Consider the following 15,065-nt stretch of genomic DNA (forward strand, 5'->3'; position numbering starts at 1 on the left):
GGCACTAGACGCCGATGCCGGGAGATCAACAGCCGAGGCTGATCCCACCCCAATTTCTTTCTTCCATCGCAACCACCGCAACCACACGTTGGTGGCTGCCGGCGGCCCTTCCCCTCGCCCGACGCGCGGGGAAGGGCGTTCCGGGGACCACCACCGCAACACGGCCCGTCCCGGCTGCCCGGCCGGGACGGGCCACCCCACCAGCCCTGTCACCCAGGAAAGGAACACGACGTGTTCACCGACGCCGACCGCTACGAGACCTACACGGACTACGGCGACGCCACCTTCATCCACCGCGCCGACCGCTTCGACGACGTGCTCGCCGCGCCGCCCGGCAGCCAGCCCGACCCGCTCGAGCGGGACGCGTTCCGGCCGCACGAGATCCCGCTGTCGGACAAGCCTGCGCTCGAGCTGCCGCACCGCGACCCCACCGTCGCCGACCTGAAGGCGATCGAGGCCGGAGCCGCCGAAGCCGACCTCGCCGACCGGATCGCCGAGGCGAACGCCCAGTCCGCACGCCTGGCCGCCCACGACGACCTGCAGCGGCTGCGCGAGCAGCTGCCCGTCTCCGCGCGGGAAGGCCTGCCGGACGAGACGGACCTGGGGAGGGCGGCATGAGCGACTGGCGACACGCCGCGGCCTGCCGCGACGAGAACCCCGAACTGTTCTTCCCGGTCGGCACCGCCGGCCCCGCCCTGCAGCAGGCCGCGCGCGCCAAAGCGGTCTGCCGACGCTGCCCGGTCCGCGCGAACTGCCTCGCCGAAGCCCTGGCGACCGGCCAGGGCTTCGGGGTCTGGGGCGAAATGAGCGAGGACGAGCGGCGCAGCCTGCGCCTCTCGTGACGTCCCCGCCCGCCGGACCCGATTCGACGCACCGCACTCGACCAACGCCAGGAGGAAACAATGTCCACCGCAATCGCCACGCCCGCTGCCGCCGATTTCGAGTGCGCCCTGCGGCGCGAGGTGTGGGCCGCGATCCAGACCGACCAGGCCGCCGAGCGGGACCTCGAACAGCAGAAAGCCACCGCCAGCTCGCAGGCCGACGTCGCCCGGGCCGAGAAGGAACTGTGCGACAAGGTCGCGCACGAGCGCGGGCTTTGGGACTGCCTCGTCGACCTGCAGAGCCTCGGCGGCCCGCAGCGCGGCTGACGCGCCCCCAGGACCGCTCCGGCGGCCCGGGCAGCACTCACGCCGCGCGAGTGCCCCCGGCCCTGCCTCCCCAAGGGACCGCGAGCACCGCCGCGCCACACCCCGAGGCGTGAGTGCTGCCCAGACTGCCGGATTTCCGAAGACCCCGAACCCGTTGCCGGGACGCCTCTCCGCGCGAATGTTCCCGCGCGGACGCAGGCGCGCCCGCAATCCGATTGGAGGAACGTTCCCCATGCCTGTCCCGCGGACCCGCAAGAGCGACGACGAGCTGCGAGAGGCCGTCCGGGGATTGAACGGTGCGGGACAGGTCACCCGGGAGCTCAACAGCGGGTTGTTCGTGCCGGAAGCGGCCGAGGACACCACTGTGCCGATCGACATCGTCGACCGGCCGCTCCCGCCGCCCGCTCCCGCCCCGCCGCTTCCCCAGCCGACTCCGCCCGCCCCGCACCCGGAACCCGCGCAGCCCTCCGCCGACGCGGCATCGTCCGGCGCCGAAGCTCCGGGCACCGCCAACGTGCCGGAGAAACAGCGCGACAGCGACAAGCGTCCGCGGCGCAGGAACGTCGACGACAAGGCTGAGCACGACCCGCCCGGGCCGCCGAAGCGTACGCTGACGGACGCACTGGTCGGCTGGGTCGACGCCCGCGCGGCCGCCCGCCGCGAACAGGGGAAAGAACGAGACGGCGCGGACGACGCGCCGATCACCGTCGGCGCGTTCGTCGCGATCTGCCTGATGGCCGTGGCCGTGGCCGCGCTCGCGTTCGTGCTCTCGTTCACGATGATGTACGCCGCGGCCAAGCACTACGGCTGGTCCGAGGACCTGGCGAAGCTGTTCCCGTTGATCATCGACGTCGGCGCGATCGGCGGGACGTTCATGGGAGCGATCTCCGAGCACCGGGTGTACCGCAGCATCGGCCACCAGGTGCTGGTCGTGACGCTGTCGGCGAGCGTGCTGTTCAACCTGGTCGGCCACGACATCCAGGGCGCGGACGCGCTGGGCCTCCCGACCCGGTGGGCCTGGACCGGCACGGTCGCCGCGGTGATGATCCCGCTGCTGCTGGCGTACTTCGTGCACGGCTTCTCCAAGGCGCTCAAGACGTTCACCGACCAGCGCCGCGAGACCAGGCTCGCCGCCGAGCGCGCGGAGCAGACAGCGGCCGAGGCCGAGCGAAAACGCGGCGAGCGCACCGGCCGCCACGCCGTCGCGGAGGCCGCGGCCATCGCGGAGCAGGAAGCCCCGGCCGCGCCTGTTCCGGCGGCAGCCCGCGCGAGCCAGCCCCATTCGAAGCAGCGTGGCGCGCGGGTGCTCGACGCCGAGACTGCCCGCGCATGGTCGCGGCAGAACGGCAACGCCCAGCCGCACAAGGTGCTCGAGCACTTCGCCGGTCAGGGCTGGAAGGTTCCGACCGACCGCACGATGCGCCGCTGGCTCAACAACAGCTGACCTGACTGCGCCCGCTCGCCCGGCCTCGCGCCCGGAGGAGCGGGCCCGGGGCGGCCCGCCTCCGGCGGAACACCCCTTCTGCCGCCGGGCGGACTTCAAGCCCGCGCGGAGTTGTTTCCCTCCAACGAAAAAGGATCTCAGTCATGTTTCTTCCGTGGTTCATGCTCGGGTTTTTGGGGGCCCTGTACTGGCTCCTGAAAAAGAAGTCCAACCTCCTGTCGAAGTGGTGGGTCACGCTCATCCTGTTCCTGCTGTTCGGCATTTTCATCGCGCAGACCATCGTCGGCGGCTGGATCGGCTCGATGATGCGCAGCATCTCCGGCTGGATGGGAATGTCCGTCGGCGCGGTGGCCGGCGCGATCCTGGTGCTGGCGCTGGTCACGATTTACCTCGACTGCCGCCACGACAAGAAGGCCGACACGCTCGCGAAGATCAGCGTGGTGCTGCTGCCGCTGCTGTTCGTGTTCGCGGCCGGCCCGATCGCGCCGACCGGGCGCAACCTGACCGACGCGCTGTCCAACCTCTTCACCCACGGCTTCACGGCCGTCACCGGGGCGTGACCCTGTGTCGACCGCGAAGCAGCGCCGCGCGGCCCGTGTCCAGAAGTGGATGGACCGCTACTGGACACGGGTCCGCCGGGCCGAGCAGGCCGGCGACCCCCGCGCGAAGTTCGACGCCGCGGTCGACCTGCTGCGCACCGCGCTCAACCACACCGACCCCGCGCGCCGCGCGCGGACCCTGACCCAGCTGACCGTCGCCATCGCCAGCGAGGCGGAGGCGATCAACCAGCGCTACATCGCCGAAGGGCGGACCGAATGACAGACCAGGAGAACCGGCCGCCGGAGCCCGGCGGCCGCATCACCCCGCAGGAAGCAAAAGCTTTGCTGGTCCAGCAGTTCACGCCGCCGCGGCTGTGGGACGAACCGGCTCCGCCGCTCAAGGAGACCCTGGAATGGGCGCGCAGCGGCGAGCACCTGCCGCTGGCCGACCTCTCCCGCCACGGCTCGCGAGCCTGGGCATGGGTCGCGATCGGGCTGCGCGCGATCGTGCTCTACCTCGACTGGATCTTCCAGCGCGGCTCTCGCACCGCCGCCGCGCTGGTGCTGTTCCTGGTGATCAACCAGGTGATCCCGATCGTCCCGGCGCTCAGCTTCGTCTGAGCGCACCTGTCCGCCCGCGCTTCGCTCGAAAGGAGAAGCCGTGTTTCTGCTGTTGTGCTTCGTGCTCGCCTACGGCGTCATGAGGCTGTGGGAGGACGCGACCGCCCGATGGCGGCACGAACCCCCGCCCCGCCACGAATACCGGATGGCCAAACTCAAGGCCCGCGAGGAGAACGGAGGAAAACTGCCGCGCTCCCCGATCGGCCGCTACACCGTCGGCCTGCTCGACGACGTGTGGGAATCCGCCCACGAACGCCATGAGCTGGGCGCGCAGCGGCGCCGGGAAAAGCGCGAGTTCAAGGCGAAGAAGAAGCTGGAGAAGCAGCGCGCCAAACAGCGCGCGAAGCTGGGGCTTCCCATCAGCGACGGCACCGGCGATCCGGCCCCCGCCCCCGGCGTAGCTGCGCCAGGCAGCGCCGCTCCGGGCGCACCGGGTGCCGTTTCCCCGATCGCACCGCCCGCCCCGGCCGCTGGCCCGATCGCACCGCCGGCTGCCGCCGGGCCGGCGCCTTCGGCCCCGTCTGCGGCGCCGCCCAACGGCGCCGTGGGCGCTCCTTCCAGGCCGCCGACTGCGCTTCCCTCTGAGCCGCTGGGGTTCTACGCCCGGGTACCTCAGGTGCCGGGGTCGCCGCTGGCGGTGACGTCGCAGCTGTCGCCCGAGCAGAGCGCGATAGTGGCGCGCTGGCTGCACGACTACGAAAACGGCGGCCGCGCGTTCATCCCGGCCGCGGACTATCAGCGCCTGCCAGCCGACGTCCGCGCCGCGATCATGGCGCGGGTGGCGCAAGACGGCGGGCAGCACACCCACGTCACCGAAACCGGGCAGCGCCAGTCGCTGGCAGAATCCGACCCCGCCCTCGCGAACCACCTCGCCAGGAACGGGATCGCGCTTCCCCGGACCGACGCCGGTCTCGCCAAGGAAATCGACGCCGCGCTCGAGCGGGGCGAAAAGCCCCCGGCCGGGGGCGTCGGCATCGCCGGCGTGGCGCCGCTGCAGGGACCGGCGACGCTCGGCCAGCCGGTGTACCAGCGGGTGCTGGACGGCATGCTCTCGAACGGCGAAGCGGGAATGACCGACGACGAGTACTGGAGCTTGTCGGTGGGCGAGCGGGCTCGGCTGCTCGACTACGCCTCCCGAGGCCACGGCAACGTCACCCACGTCGACACGCAGACCGGCCAGCTGGTCCGCCTCGAGGACTGGGACCCCGAAGCCGTCGACCGACTGCGCCGCATGGGCGGAACGCTGCCGGAACCGGACCCGGACGTGGCGGACCGGATCGCGCGCGCAGCGGGATTCGACGGAGTGCAGAGCCCGCCGGCGACACCCCCGAAGCCTGCCGTGGCCGACACGGCTCCGGACCCCGTACCCGAGGAGGCCCCACCGGACAGCACAGCCAAGGAGGAATCCGGCGCGACCGGATCGAACGTCATCCCTTTCCCGACAGTGTCCAGCGACGCCGCAGTCAGCGCGGCAGTGAAGGAGTACCCCACCGTGACCACCATGACCGGCGAATCCACCGGACTGGACGCCGCCATCCAGTACGCCGAGGACCTCGAGAAGTACCTGCGTACGGCGCTCGACGGCGTTACGAGCGCGGTACCGGACCCCGAGGGGCTCGCTACGTCCTTCGAGCAGGCCCAGGCCGACCTGACGAGGGGCGGCGTCCGCGGCGAAACCCTCGCCTCCGTCACCGAGACGCAGGAGCCGGCCATGGAGGCCGTGGAGGGGCTCAAGACGGCCCTGGCGAATCTCGAGTCCGCGCTTGGCGGAGCGACCAAGCTGCGTACGAAGTTGGAAGAGCAGCGAAGCGTCCAGGAGGCCTACAACGCAACCCCGGACGCCGGCGACCGCGGGTTCGTCTCCAACGGCGCCCTCTGAGAAATCCCGCCCCTTTTCCGGCGCGGTTCCGGCCGCCACACCTCGGTTCCCCGCGGGGTGTGGCGGTCGGTGCGGCACCGGCCCCAGCCGATCGACGCAAGGAGAACACCCGGTGAAAACGAAAAAGCGCCCCGGATGGGGCCAGGGCCAGCCGCTGTCGACCGGCCGCGGCAGCCGTGACGCCGATGCCCAGCAGTTGGCCGAGGCGATGCGCAACCTGATGCAGAACGTGCCCGACAGCCTGGTCGAGGACCACACCCCGGCCGCCGCGGACACGCTGCCCGCGCAACCGAAGCCCGGCACCTCTGCGGCAGGGGACGCGCCGGAAGGCAACCGCGAGCAGCGGCGCGCGCAGACCAAGGCCCAGCGGCTCGCGTGGCGCGAGATCGAACGCCGCAACCGCAAGCAGCTGCTGCCGCACTACATCACCGCGGCGCTGGCGGGGCTGGCGCTGGCGATCCACGAGGCCGCCGCGCACGCTACCGGCATCGCCGCCCTGCTCACCGCCCTCGGCGGGGTCGCCGCCGGTGCGGTCGGCTACTGGGTCGCCCGCCGCCGCAAGCTGCTGCTGGAGGGCTGGCAGATGTGGACCGGGACGCTGCTGCTGTCGGCGGCGGCGTGGATGACCCTGGCCGTGGCGGCCGGGGTCACTTGGGGCACCGTCGCCCTAGCGCTGATCGGGGACTACAGCCTCGGTGCGCGCTGGTGGCGCCGCCACGCCCACGGCCACTTCGAGGCCCCGTCGGCGCAGCCGGCCGAGGCCACGCACGAAGAGGCCGAGCCGGTCCAGATCGACGACTCGATGCTGGCGCGGTTCCCGCAGCTGTGGGCCGAGTTCGTCGGCAGGAACGGCTACGCGCTGCCCGGGTCGGCGCTGATCGACGGCAAGGCCTTCGACCACGGCATCGAGTACGTGCTCCGCCTGGCCCCAGGCAAGCAGGACATCGCCGCGGTCAACGCGGCGATGTCGAAGATCGCCACAGCGCTCGGAGTGCCGGCGACCCGGCTGATGGCCGAGCCCTACATGCAGCAGGACGAGAACGGCGACGACGTCGAAGCGCCGCGCCTGGTCAAGTTCTCGGTGATCCTGTCCCAGCCGATCAAGGGCGCGGCGTTCTTCCGCAACCCCGAGATGCTGCCGGGCGGGTTCATCCCGATCGGGCCCTACATCGACGGGCGCGGCATGGCCGCCTACCGGCTCTACACCAAGAGCCGGATCCAGAACGGCCTGCTGGTCGGCTCGCCCGGCACCGGCAAGTCGCGGCTGCTGGAGGTCATCGGCCTGGTCGCGATGTGGACCGGCTTCACCAAGGTCATCCACATCGACGGCCAGAACGGCGACTCCTGCCCGCTGCTGTGGGACAACACCGAGCACTACGGCGCGGACGAGGCCGAGCTGGCGCTGGCGCGGCTGACGGCGATCCAGCACTACCGGGAACGGAACAAGCCCTCGAACCTGCGCGGGAAGTTCCGGCCCTCGCCGAGCTATCCCGGCATCCTGGTGATCATCGACGAGGCGCACCGGGTGATCACCAGGGAGAACAAGGAACAGTGGAAGTCGCTGTTCCGCGAGGCCAACAAGGTCGGCATGGGATTCCTCGGTGCCGACCAGGACCCGTCGGTGCAGACCTGGCACGACACCGCGCTGCGGTCGTTCCTCAAGGCGGGCAACGGGATCGGGCTGCGGGTGGACGACCCCACCTGCTCCCGCATCGCCGATTCGGGCTCGGACTCGTTCAACCTCAACACGCTGCCGCGCAAGCCCGGCGTCGGCTACGTGATGAAGTCCGACCACCCGGAAGCCCGCCCGGCGATCTACCAGGGCCTGTGGGCGCCCGACCGCGACGACGCCTACCCGGTGGACGAGGCGACGGGCGAGCCGACCACGGTCCGCCAGGTCCCCGAGGACGTCGTGCTGATCGAGGAGTGGTTCGAGCGCGCGCCCAAGATCGACCTGGACGCGGGCTCGGAACGAGCCAAGCTCAAGGCCAAGGTCGAGGACGACGAGGGCGTGAGCAGCGCCGCCGTCCCTGCGGGCATCGGAGCGGCGCACCGGTTCCTCAACCGGCCCGCGGGCCGGGTTCTCGCCCGGCTCGGCTCCGAGGCCCCGGCCCCGCCGACCGTGCAGATCTCCCGGCCGCAGCCCGCGGCCGCGCAGACCAGCACGGCCCCGGCCGCACCGCAGCCCCCCGAGCCGGAAACCCCGGAACCGGGCCCGGCGGAGCGGGAACAGCTCGCCGACGCACTGCGCAAGGTGCTCACCGCGGTCGCCGACAAGATCGATCAGCCCGCCGCGATCGGCGAGCAGACCGGGTTCTCGGTGCGCCACGTCGGCAACCTGCTGACCAGGCTGCGCGAGCAGGGACTGATCGACCGCGAGGGCAACGGCAAAGCCGTCCGGTACTTCCTCACCGAAGCCGGACGACGCGTCGCCTGAGCGGCCCCGGAAAACGACGCGGCCCCGGGGAAATTGTTCCCGGGGCCGCGTCACACCGCGCGCATCATCGCGGTCACGTCAGAATCGCCATCTCCTCGACGGCCCGGGTGAGATCAGACCAGCTCTCGTGCTGGCCGCGCTCGGCGCGCCCCTCCGTCGCCCAGAGCAGCAGCCGGCGCCGCTTCTCCTTCGCGTCGTGGTCGGCGTCCGAGACGTTCCTGCGCAGGAAGTCCAAGCACTGCTTGTGGCCCTCTTTGAACTTGTCCTTCGTGCTGATCATCGGCACGCCCAGCACGTTCATGACGGCCTTCACCGCCACGAGCTTGTCGATCTCGCGCTCGTCGCGGCACGCCACCCCCGCCACGACAGAGAACACGCCGTCGTCCTTGTCCATGCACGCAGGGTACCGGCCCGCACGCGAAAAGACTCGCAGCGGACGCCTCCTGCCAGCACAGCAGCACCAGCCCCGTCGCCATGCCCGCGGCCCGGCCCCGGATTGGAGAACCCGATGACAGCAGCATCAGCAGCCGAAGCCCGCGCCGCCAGCCCCGACCGCAGGGATTGGGGGCACGTCGTGGGCTGGGGAGAAGACCCCGAGCAGCAGCTCGGGGATCTGGCCGGGCTTCTCGACCTCGTCGAGGAGCAGGACTGGCAGGAGCGCGCCCTGTGCGCGCAGACCGACCCGGAGGCGTTCTTCCCCGAGAAGGGCGGCTCGACCCGCGAGGCCAAGCGGATTTGCCTTGGCTGCGAGGTCAGGAGTGACTGCCTCGAGTACGCGCTGGAGGGCGAGGAGCGCTTCGGCATCTGGGGCGGACTGTCCGAACGGGAACGCCGCAAGCTCAAAAAGAGCCGCGCACTCCGGGACAACGCAGCCGCAGGCGGACACCCCGCTGCGGAATCCGACACAGCCGAAGGGGAATCCCGATGCTGATTCTCGTCCTCGCCGCAGCCGCAGCCGTATACCTGCTCACCGCCTGGATCTGGCCCCACACCGCGTGCGCGGACTGCTCCGGCAGCGGCCGCCGCTTTTCGCCGACCGGCAAGAACTTCGGGCCGTGCGGGCATTGCGGCGGATCCGGCAAAAAGCTCCGCCTGGCCGCGCGGATAGCCGGCCGAACCGACACGTAGGCAGCCCGCCGCACCCGTTACGACGTCCAGGGAGGAGGGCCGACCGTGCCGTCCACAGGAAGAACCAAAGGAAAATGCCTCCGCTGCGGCCACTACGGCGAACTGAAGGCACGCAGCCTCCACGAGTCCTGCTACGCCGCGGCCCGCCACGCCGGAGAACTCGACCGGTATCCGCTCACCCGCCCGGGCGTGGACCTCGCCGAAGCCGACCGGCTCGAACAGGAGGGACTCGCGACCGACGCCATCGCCCGCCGCCAGGGCGTGAGTCCCGGCGCCATCCGCACTGCCCGCCACCGCCGCAAGCACACCGCCTGAGCGCGCCCGCGACCCGCCCGCTCTCCCGCCAGCGAAGAGGAAAACCATTGCACACCACCGAAACAACACCCACGGCAGCCGACCGCGACAGCGCCGCGGAGAGCCCGGCCCCCGCCGCACCGGCATGGACACAGTGGACAGTCACCGCCTTCCGCGGCCTCGCCTCCGCGGGAAAGGCGATGCGCCGGTCCGTCGCCGACGACCCGAAAGGAGCGGCGACCCTGGTCGCCGACGCCCTGTTGTTCCTGCTGCTCGTCGTCGCGTTCGCCGCCGGCATGATCCGGTTCCTGGCATGGCTGGTGCGCGCCCGGCCGCTGCACGACAGCCCGCTGCACCTGGTCACCGAACCCGTCACGAACTGGCTGACCGCCCACCTGGACGGGCTGCCGCTCTCTACCGGCTCCGCCGCCTGGATCTGGGCCGGAACCGGGTTCATCCTGTTCGCCGCAGCAGCCTGCCGCCACCGCGTCGCACAGGCCTTGTGGGTCGTCCACGGCATCGCCACCGCCGCCATGACATGGGCAGGCACCCCGGCCGAGGCGCACCGCCCGGTCGCCGCCGCCGCGGTCGCGATCGCCTGGAGCGCGCTATCGCTGCTCGCGCTGCGCTCGCGGCCGCGCACCAGCGAACAGCCGGTGACGCACCCGGCGTCCTGGCCGGAGTGCCTCGTCGACGCCCGTCGCCCCGTCCCGCCGATCATCCGCCGCCGCTGAGCCGCCCCGGCTCCACGCCCCGTCCCCACCGGCTCGCCCCGCCCCATTCCCCGACGCCCACCCTGGGAGCCGCCCCGATGACCACCGACCCCGAAACCCGCTATCTGCAGCTGCACGCGCACGTCGACGAGATCGTCGCGCACTACGTCCGCAGCGGCAGCGACGCCGAGGACGACCGGCTGCTCGAATGCCTGGCCGCCGCTGCCGCGGAGATCGCCTCTCTCGGCCCCGAGGTGCACGACGCCGACGACATGCAGCAGTTGTGCGACGAACACGACGACGCGCGCATCGCCGCGCTGCTCGCGGACCTCGCCGACGCTCGGGCCGCCGGGCGGGACCGGCGGCGCGACCTGGTGCCGGAGATCGAATCTCGCCGCTATCTCGCGGCCGTGCTCGACCAGATGGCCGGCCAGGACGAGCAACTCGGCTGGGTCCTCGCGCACCGGCTCAACATCGTCGTCGACCACGCGCTGGACGTCGGCCTGCACACCGGCCTCGCCCAGCGTCTCGCCCTGGCCGCCTCGCGCCGCCCTGACGGCGAAGACGCCGAGGCCCACGAGATGGCCGCCAAGGCAATCGCCAATGAGGACGACGACGCGGCAACGCAGCCGCGCGCGGCCTGAACCGGCCCCTCCCATGCCCATCCGCCCGGAAAACCGCGACCGCTACGGCCCAGACTGGGACCGGTTCAGCGACTACATCCGGTTCGAGCGCGCCGGCGGGCGCTGCGAATGCCGCGGCCAGTGCCGCCGCCCCGCCGGTCACCTCGCCGCCGACGGCCGCTGCCGCAACCGCCACGGCGAGCCCGCCTGGACCGGTCCGCCCACCGGACAGACCGACCTCACCGGCGCGGTCGCGCCCGCCCCGCCCGGTCCGACGGTCGTGCTGACCGTCGCCCACCTCAACCACCAGCCCGAACAACGCGGCGACGACGAAGTGATGGCCGCCTGCCCAGGCTGCCACCTGCACTACGACATCGACCACCACCGCGACACCGCCGCCCGCACCCGCACCGCCGCGATCGCCGCGCAGCACTACCCGCTGTGGGACATCGACGACCGCCAGGAGGCACCCTCGCCCTGAACCCGGACAGGAGAAAACACCTTGCCCAGCAACGACAACGCCGTCCCCGCGCCGCGCACCTGCCACGGATTCATCCCCGGCACCTTCGCCGCCGACTACTTCGCCCCCAACCCGTTGCCCAGCCCGCCCGCCGCCTGGCACGTGCTGGCACCGGCGGATCTGGTGCCGCTGCACAAGTTCCTGGTGCAGCAAGCCACCGATCTCGCCGGACGCGGAAACGCGACCCAGATCGCGAAACAGTGGTCGGCAGCAGCGGGCACCATCGCGGATCTCCGGTTCGCGTGGGCGGTCCGGGTCCCCGACACCGCCGCGGAAAGTGCCATGCGCGAAGCCGCCAAACATGCGGTCGCGGCAACGCTCGAGGGACTGCGCCACGCCCAGCCCGCCGACATCCAATGCTGGCGAAGCCTCGCCGAGAGCTGGACATCGCAGCTGCGAATGTCGGCCGTCCCGCATCGCCAGCGGCGATTCGCCCGACGGCTCCGCGAAATCCTCGCGGCCTCGCCGCGCCCACAGGACCGCTGACCCGGATTTCTCCCAGGAGGACACCTCATGTGCGCTGACAAGCCCAACCAGCCCGCCGAGCAAGACGTCGCCGACGGCGCGGGGATCATCGACCTGAACGGATTCGTCGCCGATCTCCTCGCCGAACGCCGCAGGGCCATCCCGTTCGGAAACACCGGCCGCAGCCAGGAAAACCCGGGCCAGGCCGGAGAATCCCCCAGCCGCGACTACCTGATCGGATCGCTGATCGGCTACGAGGGATGCCGCGGCGTGAGCGGAGCCGACGTCGCATCGCCGACCGCCCGCGCGCTGTATGCCGTGCACGGCACCCAGCACTTCGTTTCGGCCGCATTCCTCGGCGAGCTGCGGCACCTCGACCCAGGCCGCGCCGACCGGGTCGTCCGGTGGCTGACCGAGATCAGCCACGACGACGCCGCCGTGGCCGAGCAGATGCGCGAGTGGCGCGAGGCCATGGCGACCGGCGCCAACAACGTCGGGCCGCTGCCCGCCGCGACGGCTCCCGACGCGGACGCCGCAGCCGAACAAACCCGGTCGGACAAGTTCGACTTCATCAACCGGGCGTTCACGTCCGAAAGCGAGCACGCCGACGCGCTCGCCGACGAACGCGACGACATCCTCGACGCGTGGCGCGCGCTGGACGAGACCGCACGCGCCAGCATCCGCGCGAACGCGCCGGATCTCGCGCAGGTCCTCACAAAGCTGAGCGGGGAAGAGCGCTCCAGCACCCGCCCGGACAGCGGCCCGGGGCAGCACCGGCGCTCCTACGACCCGGCGGCGTATGCGCTCGTCCCGGGCGAACCGCCGTCCTACGCGATCATCCACGTGGCGCCGAAACCCGGCCTCGAGGCATGGCCGGTCGTCGAGCGCGTGCCCGGCGGCTGGCAGTCCGGCGTGCACCACTACCCGGACGAGGACGTCATCGACGTGTCGACGCCGTTGCGGCTCGTCCCCGAGCACGCCGGCGGGGGAGCGGCCCGCGAACCCGTCGCGGCTCATCAAGCGTCCGCCGCCTGCGAATACCAGACCCTGCCCGGGGTGTCGCGCGAGGACGGCGGCTACTGCACCGAGGATGCCGCCGACGGCCGCCACTGCCCGCCGCATGCCGAGATCACCGCCTTCGCCCGCGCCGCCGGCCCCGAGTCCGGGAACCCCGGGCTGGCCAAAGCTCCGTCCCCGACGGACTGCGGTGCGGTCCATCCGGACTCCGGAGCGGAGTGCGCGCTGTGGCACAGCGACGACACGCCGCACGAGACGGCAGACGGCCGCGTGTGGCACGACCCGGCCAGCGAAGCGCGGCAATGACCCACGCCGAGGACGCCCAGAATGCGCACGGCGACCACACCCCCGGACATCTCACGGAGAGGATTGCCATGCCCAGCACGGAAAAGAACGACCCGAGCAACTCCGAGCAGCAGACCACCGGCCAGGCCATCAACGAAGCGGGCGCCGAGCTCGTAAACACCGCGCTGAAGGCCTCGCTCGCCATCCTGCAGCAGGGCCTCGACCAGGCCGAGCGGGAAGAGCAGTCGCGCCGCAAGCCCTGAGTTCTCGACCGGATCCCGCCCAGGCCAACGGCAGCGCCGCAGCCGTTGGCCACCGCACCCGGCCGAGGGTCGCGACGACACCCGCCGCCGCGACCGCGGCCGCTCGTCGAGAGGAACTGCCGGTGCCTACACCGCCCGAGGACTACGACGACATCCCGCGAGCGGGACCGCTGTTGATGACGAGGAGGAGATCGCGGAATGACCCCGAGAATCCCCAGGCAGGACGCCGACACCCCGCGCGTGCCCGACTTCCTCGCCGCTGCGGTGCCCTCCGCATTGCGTGAGGTGTCCACTTGGGATGCGGATCGGCGCATCAAAGAGGCCGAAGAATGCGCCGACGTGATCGCAGGTGGCGCAGACGCGCTGTTCGCCGCGACGGTAAAACGGGGCGACGTAACTGGCGACCAGGCGCGCGAGGCGCTCGCCCGAGGCCTCGCGATCCTCGCCTGCCGTGCGGAAGGCGTGTCGTTCGCCGGGTTGAACTGGTCCGTCGAGGGATGCACCGGTGCATGGAATCTGCCCGAGAGCGTGCTGACCCGTGAGGCGCGCGGAGCGTTCTTCACGCCACGCGAACTCGCGGAGGAGATCACGAGCCGTACGCTCGGCCCGCTCGTCGACAGCAAACCGGACGCGAGCGACATCACCGTGTTCCGAGTCGCCGACATCGCCTGCGGTTCTGGTGCGTTCCTGCTCGCCGCCGCCCGGTTCCTCGCTAGCGCGCTGCTCGATTCCTGGGACGACGACACGCGTGACGAGATGATCGACCTGTACGGGGACTCGGAGGCGGCGGCCCGAGCTGAGGTCATCGACGGGTGCATCCACGGTGTCGACCTTGACCCGCTGTCTGTCGAGCTGGCCAAAGTGGCGCTGCAATTGCTCGTCCCCGACGAGGATTCGATCTCTTTGGATCGGAGCATTCGCGTGGGGGACACGCTGGTCGGGGAGATCCTGCCTGGCGACACCGAGCCGTTCCCGCCCGGTGTCGAGCGATTCGACTGGCATCGCGAGTTCCCCCACGTCTTCCCCGGCGGGTTCGACGCCATCCTCGGGAATCCGCCTTACCTGGGCGGGCAGAAGATCACCGGAACGTTCGGCGTCCCTTACCGCGAACACCTGGTCAACCACGTCGCGGACGGTGTGCGTGGCAGCGCCGACCTCTGCGCCTACTTCGTGATCCGCGCCTGCGATCTGTGCCGCGAAGAGGGCACCGTGGGCGTGATCACCACGAACACGCTCGGGCAGGGTGTCACCGGCCGGGTCGCAGGGCTCGTCCGCGAGCGAGGTTGGCAGGTCTATGCGCGGAGGGAACAGCGGTGGCCAACGCGGTCTGCAGCGGTGGAGTGCGTGCTGGTGTGGCTGCACTACAAGCGGTGGATCGCTCCCGGCTGGAGCCTGTCACCTATCGACCCGTTTGAGGATTCGTTCGGAGGATGAAGGAGAGCACACGATGACCACTCGCGTTTACAAAATCACCCTCGCGCCGGAAGACACGGACATCCGCGTCGCCTACATGGTCGACCGCAGCGGTGCCGCGTCCGTCACCGAGGAGACCGCCTCGGACGCGTTCGACCCGATCCTGTGCGACAACGACGGCTACGTGATCGACGCGTTCCAGGAGATCGCCGAAGGCGACATCCCCGCATCAGCAAGCCCGTACTGGGTGGGCTGAGCGATGGTCGACAAAATACC

Annotated in this window: 20 protein-coding genes and 1 pseudogene; 20 read left to right on the plus strand and 1 reads right to left on the minus strand. The window is 71.2% G+C overall.

Annotation, left to right across the window (positions count from 1 at the left end; translation table 11 throughout):
* Window positions 1-231 precede the first annotated feature (231 nt).
* From L3Q65_RS00710 to L3Q65_RS00750, 9 genes are all read left to right on the plus strand, one after another.
* Window positions 232-618, plus strand: a complete 387-nt coding sequence (locus tag L3Q65_RS00710; protein WP_237596553.1) for a hypothetical protein — start codon at window positions 232-234, stop codon at window positions 616-618.
* Window positions 615-842 (plus strand): WhiB family transcriptional regulator, encoded by a 228-nt coding sequence (locus L3Q65_RS00715; RefSeq protein WP_237596554.1) that lies wholly within the window; start codon window positions 615-617, stop codon window positions 840-842. The genes L3Q65_RS00710 and L3Q65_RS00715 overlap by 4 nt, the downstream gene beginning before the upstream one ends.
* Before the next feature lie 60 nt (window positions 843-902).
* Complete coding sequence (locus L3Q65_RS00720; protein ID WP_237596555.1) at window positions 903-1,148, plus strand: hypothetical protein; 246 nt, start codon at window positions 903-905, stop codon at window positions 1,146-1,148.
* Window positions 1,149-1,380: 232 nt separating this feature from the next.
* Entirely contained in the window at window positions 1,381-2,592 is a 1,212-nt protein-coding gene (locus L3Q65_RS00725) for a DUF2637 domain-containing protein (RefSeq protein WP_237596556.1), read from the plus strand.
* A gap of 143 nt (window positions 2,593-2,735) precedes the next feature.
* Window positions 2,736-3,152 carry a hypothetical protein gene (locus L3Q65_RS00730; protein ID WP_237596557.1) on the plus strand — a complete coding sequence of 139 codons (417 nt, stop codon included), beginning with the start codon at window positions 2,736-2,738 and terminating at the stop codon, window positions 3,150-3,152.
* Between the two features lie 4 nt (window positions 3,153-3,156).
* On the plus strand, window positions 3,157-3,411 hold the full coding sequence (locus tag L3Q65_RS00735; protein ID WP_237596558.1) for a hypothetical protein: 255 nt from the start codon (window positions 3,157-3,159) through the stop codon (window positions 3,409-3,411).
* Window positions 3,408-3,752, plus strand: a complete 345-nt coding sequence (locus L3Q65_RS00740) for a hypothetical protein (protein ID WP_237596559.1) — start codon at window positions 3,408-3,410, stop codon at window positions 3,750-3,752. The genes L3Q65_RS00735 and L3Q65_RS00740 overlap by 4 nt, the downstream gene beginning before the upstream one ends.
* A 40-nt stretch (window positions 3,753-3,792) precedes the next feature.
* Complete coding sequence (locus L3Q65_RS00745; protein WP_237596651.1) at window positions 3,793-5,631, plus strand: hypothetical protein; 1,839 nt, start codon at window positions 3,793-3,795, stop codon at window positions 5,629-5,631.
* Between the two features lie 112 nt (window positions 5,632-5,743).
* Window positions 5,744-8,068, plus strand: coding sequence for a hypothetical protein (locus L3Q65_RS00750; protein WP_237596560.1), 2,325 nt, complete (start codon window positions 5,744-5,746; stop codon window positions 8,066-8,068).
* A 73-nt stretch (window positions 8,069-8,141) separates the two neighbouring features.
* Here L3Q65_RS00750 and L3Q65_RS00755 read toward each other — a convergent pair whose 3' ends face one another.
* Window positions 8,142-8,462 carry a hypothetical protein gene (locus L3Q65_RS00755; RefSeq protein WP_237596561.1) on the minus strand — a complete coding sequence of 107 codons (321 nt, stop codon included), beginning with the start codon at window positions 8,460-8,462 and terminating at the stop codon, window positions 8,142-8,144.
* Window positions 8,463-8,576: 114 nt separating this feature from the next.
* On the opposite strand from L3Q65_RS00755, the pseudogene L3Q65_RS00760 reads away from it, so the two are divergent.
* From L3Q65_RS00760 to L3Q65_RS00810, 11 genes and pseudogenes are all read left to right on the plus strand, one after another.
* Window positions 8,577-8,915: pseudogene (locus L3Q65_RS00760) on the plus strand (WhiB family transcriptional regulator); the annotation flags it as partial.
* Window positions 8,916-8,992: 77 nt separating this feature from the next.
* Window positions 8,993-9,196: a hypothetical protein gene (locus L3Q65_RS00765; RefSeq protein WP_237596562.1), complete on the plus strand. Its 204-nt coding sequence runs from the start codon at window positions 8,993-8,995 to the stop codon at window positions 9,194-9,196.
* Window positions 9,197-9,241: 45 nt separating this feature from the next.
* Window positions 9,242-9,511, plus strand: coding sequence for a hypothetical protein (locus L3Q65_RS00770; RefSeq protein WP_237596563.1), 270 nt, complete (start codon window positions 9,242-9,244; stop codon window positions 9,509-9,511).
* A gap of 47 nt (window positions 9,512-9,558) precedes the next feature.
* On the plus strand, window positions 9,559-10,224 hold the full coding sequence (locus tag L3Q65_RS00775; RefSeq protein ID WP_237596564.1) for a hypothetical protein: 666 nt from the start codon (window positions 9,559-9,561) through the stop codon (window positions 10,222-10,224).
* A 77-nt stretch (window positions 10,225-10,301) separates the two neighbouring features.
* Entirely contained in the window at window positions 10,302-10,847 is a 546-nt protein-coding gene (locus L3Q65_RS00780) for a hypothetical protein (protein ID WP_237596565.1), read from the plus strand.
* 13 nt (window positions 10,848-10,860) lie between these two features.
* Window positions 10,861-11,307, plus strand: coding sequence for a hypothetical protein (locus L3Q65_RS00785; protein WP_237596566.1), 447 nt, complete (start codon window positions 10,861-10,863; stop codon window positions 11,305-11,307).
* Between the two features lie 21 nt (window positions 11,308-11,328).
* The gene (locus L3Q65_RS00790; RefSeq protein ID WP_237596567.1) at window positions 11,329-11,832 is read left to right on the plus strand and encodes a hypothetical protein; all 504 of its coding nucleotides are present in this window, start codon (window positions 11,329-11,331) and stop codon (window positions 11,830-11,832) included.
* 27 nt (window positions 11,833-11,859) lie between these two features.
* Entirely contained in the window at window positions 11,860-13,134 is a 1,275-nt protein-coding gene (locus L3Q65_RS00795) for a hypothetical protein (RefSeq protein WP_237596568.1), read from the plus strand.
* The gene (locus tag L3Q65_RS00800; RefSeq protein ID WP_237596569.1) at window positions 13,131-13,376 is read left to right on the plus strand and encodes a hypothetical protein; all 246 of its coding nucleotides are present in this window, start codon (window positions 13,131-13,133) and stop codon (window positions 13,374-13,376) included. Before L3Q65_RS00795 ends, L3Q65_RS00800 begins: the two co-directional genes overlap by 4 nt.
* A gap of 240 nt (window positions 13,377-13,616) precedes the next feature.
* The gene (locus tag L3Q65_RS00805; RefSeq protein WP_237596570.1) at window positions 13,617-14,810 is read left to right on the plus strand and encodes a DNA methyltransferase; all 1,194 of its coding nucleotides are present in this window, start codon (window positions 13,617-13,619) and stop codon (window positions 14,808-14,810) included.
* A gap of 13 nt (window positions 14,811-14,823) precedes the next feature.
* Entirely contained in the window at window positions 14,824-15,045 is a 222-nt protein-coding gene (locus L3Q65_RS00810) for a hypothetical protein (RefSeq protein ID WP_237596571.1), read from the plus strand.
* Window positions 15,046-15,065: the final 20 nt, after the last annotated feature.

This window comes from Amycolatopsis sp. FU40 (assembly GCF_021903635.1).
GTDB classification, from domain to species: domain Bacteria; phylum Actinomycetota; class Actinomycetes; order Mycobacteriales; family Pseudonocardiaceae; genus Amycolatopsis; species Amycolatopsis dendrobii.